At 24.7% G+C, this 3,456-nt stretch carries 4 protein-coding genes; all 4 read right to left on the bottom strand.

The features are described 5' to 3' along the window. Positions 1 to 104: 104 nt before the first annotated feature. Genes LS64_RS11975 through LS64_RS11960 form a run of 4 tightly spaced genes read right to left on the bottom strand, consistent with a single transcriptional unit; the run spans position 105 to position 2,853 of the window. Positions 105 to 2,087 (bottom strand): relaxase/mobilization nuclease domain-containing protein, encoded by a 1,983-nt coding sequence (locus LS64_RS11975; protein WP_118949400.1) that lies wholly within the window; start codon positions 2,085 to 2,087, stop codon positions 105 to 107. 12 nt (positions 2,088 to 2,099) lie between these two features. Further along, entirely contained in the window at positions 2,100 to 2,357 is a 258-nt protein-coding gene (locus LS64_RS11970; RefSeq protein WP_034570220.1) for a type II toxin-antitoxin system RelE/ParE family toxin, read from the bottom strand. Between the two features lie 24 nt (positions 2,358 to 2,381). Continuing rightward, positions 2,382 to 2,654 carry a type II toxin-antitoxin system YafQ family toxin gene (locus LS64_RS11965; protein WP_034570222.1) on the bottom strand — a complete coding sequence of 91 codons (273 nt, stop codon included), beginning with the start codon at positions 2,652 to 2,654 and terminating at the stop codon, positions 2,382 to 2,384. Beyond that, positions 2,641 to 2,853 (bottom strand): hypothetical protein, encoded by a 213-nt coding sequence (locus LS64_RS11960; RefSeq protein ID WP_034570224.1) that lies wholly within the window; start codon positions 2,851 to 2,853, stop codon positions 2,641 to 2,643. The genes LS64_RS11965 and LS64_RS11960 overlap by 14 nt, the downstream gene beginning before the upstream one ends. Positions 2,854 to 3,456 lie beyond the last annotated feature (603 nt).

Here is a 3,456-nt window from a genome sequence, read left to right as displayed (position 1 = left end):
AGAAGTATTTTTTGATTTTTTTATCAATGGCAATAAAAAAAAGCGTTTCGGCTTACCAAAAGTAAATGAAATCAAAAAGGCTGTAAAGCAGATTCTAAATTAATCTATCTACTAAAACCTTGATTTTGTTGTGATTTTTTAGAATCTTTTTTGTTATTTTGCGAGTTAGATTCTATATTTTTGTGTAAAGTTTGTGTGTTTTTATTTTGATTTTGTCTTTGAATTTGTGTTTGATTTTGTGAAAGTTTAGAATCTTTTTGCTTAGATTCTGCATTTAGAATCTTAGCCTTAGCTGTTAATTTTGCGTTTTGTTCTAATATATTTTGTCGCACGACTTGCAAAATTGTATTTAGATTCTGTAATTTTGTTTTATTTTCAAAGTCGTTTAAATATTTCATATCGTGTTTTGTGTTGTCAGCAGATTCTATATATTTTTTTAATGCGTTTAATTCTTTTTGTAAATATCGCAATGATTTATTGTCATATTGCTTTATTTCGGCTTGATTTTTAAATAAAGATTCTAAGTTTTGCAATTTTTCATTTAAAATTAATGATATTGTGTGGGAATTTTCTTTTAAAAGTTTGTAGTAATGCTGGAATGAATCTTCACTCATTTCGTTTCGCTTAATCATTACATATCTATCCATTGATTTTAAAATGTGGAAAAATTTATCTATATTTTTTTTAGAATCTATTAAGGCTTTGCTACTAAGTTTAGTGCCAAGAAGCTTACGCAGGGCATAATTTGTGTTTAGATTTTGCGTATTAGAATCTTTATTTGCGATTATAGAATCTAAAATCTTTTTATCTAAATTAATAAAGTTTTTGATATTTTCAAAAATATTTTGTGAATTTAATCGCATTTCTTTTTGAATATTTTTTAGGGCGATGATATTTTCAGTGGAAGCATATTTCTTATAAGTTTGCAAATAATTAATATAAGAATCTTTTTCTCGCAAATCAGCGAAAAATTCTTGCTGATTTTTTACAAATTTATCTCGCACATTTTGCATTTTAGATTCTATATCTTTGGCTATATTGTGGAGTTTGTTTATTTCTTTTTTGTAGAAATAGTTTTGTTTTTTATGTTTATTTATTTCTTTATTTAGCTCTTTTATCTTTTTTGCAGTTTGGAAAAATTTAGCTTTATTGCTATCGTATTTCTTATAGTTTTGCTTAAATTTGCGTTTGGTATCGAATAATGTTTTTTCTAAATTATTATCACAATTTGCTTTATAAAAATTAATTTTTGTGATTAATTCATTTTTTCTTTCATATAATTTCTTTAAATCCCTATCCACTTTTGGAATCTTATTATTAAAATTATCTATCTTTTTATAGATTCTATCCGCAGTTTTTTCTAAATGTGTAACGATATTTAGTTGATTAGAATCTTTGTAAAGAAATGAATTTAGATTCTGCTCTAAAAAGTTAGTTTTTTCACTTTTATATGCGTTATAGTAGTTTAATCCATAATAATTTAAGCCATCGCAGAAATCATTTCGCAAAGTATTAAAAAAACTTTTTATTTCATTTTTGTCATTAAAATGTAGCTTTTTGTGGCTAAACATATCATTTTTATTTACTAAGACGTGGATGTGTGGTTTATTTTGGTGAGTGTGAATCACATAGCAATATTTGTGATTGTAAAAGTTTTTTTCTAAAGTTGTTTTTACACTTTGCTCTAGTGCGTATAGATTTTTATTGTTTAGCGATTCATTTATGCTGAAACAAAGATGCCAAGCTTCCTTAGCATTTTTCTTGCCTGTGAAATCCATTTCCCATTCTTTAAAAATTTCTTGCATACTTTGTTTTTCGCCATATTGATTTATTGCAAAATTTTCTAGCGAATTTGTGATTGTATAACGCAGAGCGTTTTTAATTCCTTGCGGATTTAAATTTGAAAGTAGTTTAACAACAGCTTGTTTTGGTCTAGTTTTTTCAATACTACTATGCTTTTTTAGTAAATGCAAATTTGCTGGTGGCTTCTCATATTCTTTTTTCTTTTTAAAAATTGTATTTTTTACTTTTTCAAAATCTAGTAAAAAAGATTCTACTCGTTTATATTTGCCTATATCAAAACTCATTTTAGAATCCTTTTATTTAAATAAATCTTTTTCATTTCCAGCATTAACAAGTATTAATTTATTTTCAAATTCTTTATAAATTAAAAGTAAATCAGGCTTAACATAACAAACAAAAAAATCTTTTAAATCCCCTTGCAAATTAATAATCTTATATTCTTGCCCTAAAGATTCTTTAGATTCAATTTTTCTAATAACTTCTGCCAACAAATCTTTATCTTTATCGTTTAAAGTTTTAAAAAAGTTTTCAAAATCGTTTGAAATAAAAATCATAAAACACCTACAAATTTTTCTTACTCAAAATAAATCACTATGGCTTCCTATATTCACACACACTAATACTAAAATATCGTCAAACTTTTTATAAATCAATAACAAATCAGGTTTTATATGGCACTCCATAAAATCTTGTAAATCACCTTTTAGTTTATGATTATTATATGAGCTATCTAAAACTTCTCCATTTGCAATTTTATTAATCACTTCGTTGGCTAAATTTTTATTTTCCTTGCTTAACTTTTTAAAATTTTTTCTAAAAGCCTTGCGATATGAAATTTTATATTTTGCCATTATCTAAATCCTTTAGAAAATCAGCGTGGCTATCATACAACTCCGCAGTTTTATTCTGCAACTCTTTTTCAAACTCTTTCATATCCTGCAATATATCCGCTTCAAACTCTTTACTAAATCCATTTATGGTAAGATTAGAATCTTTACTAACCTTTGCAATATTTTCAGCATTTTTTGTAATCTCAGCTCCCAAAGTCATAACACACCCCTTAATTTTTTTTGTAACATAGATTCTAATATTTTTAGTAAATAAAATCAAGTATTTTGTATAGTAAAATTGATAGCAGGATAACCCTTTTGTATATACAAAAGGTAGCTAAAATGTCGGTCGGCACGACATTTATATCTGTTTTTTGAAAATATCAAAAAAATATAGAAAAATTTTCAATTTTTGTAAAAGTGTGATAAAAATATTAGAATCTAAAAAGAAAAAATCAAATATCAATCTATAAAATTATTGACACCAGCATTCTATACAAACTAGCAATGTTTAGATTCTATATGAATGTGGATTAATGCTAATTTTTTTACTAGCAATAGATTTTATAAACTAATAATTTAGAATCTGCTTACAAATAATTTAGATTCTATCTTACTAGCATTTTTAATTCTTACTAGCGACTTTTTAGAATCTATGTTTTAAGTTTTTATTCCAGCATAAAGATAAATTTCTTACAAGTAATATGATTTTTCAAACTAGAAATTTCTAAAATTTACCATTAATTTTTTATATTTTTTACAAGAATTTTTATACAAACTTGCAATTTAGATTCTAAAAACTAGCAAATTTTTTCTTATTTTT

This window comes from Helicobacter saguini (assembly GCF_000762875.2).
GTDB lineage: Bacteria > Campylobacterota > Campylobacteria > Campylobacterales > Helicobacteraceae > Helicobacter_A > Helicobacter_A saguini.
This window is presented reverse-complemented; position numbering and strand designations above follow the sequence as displayed.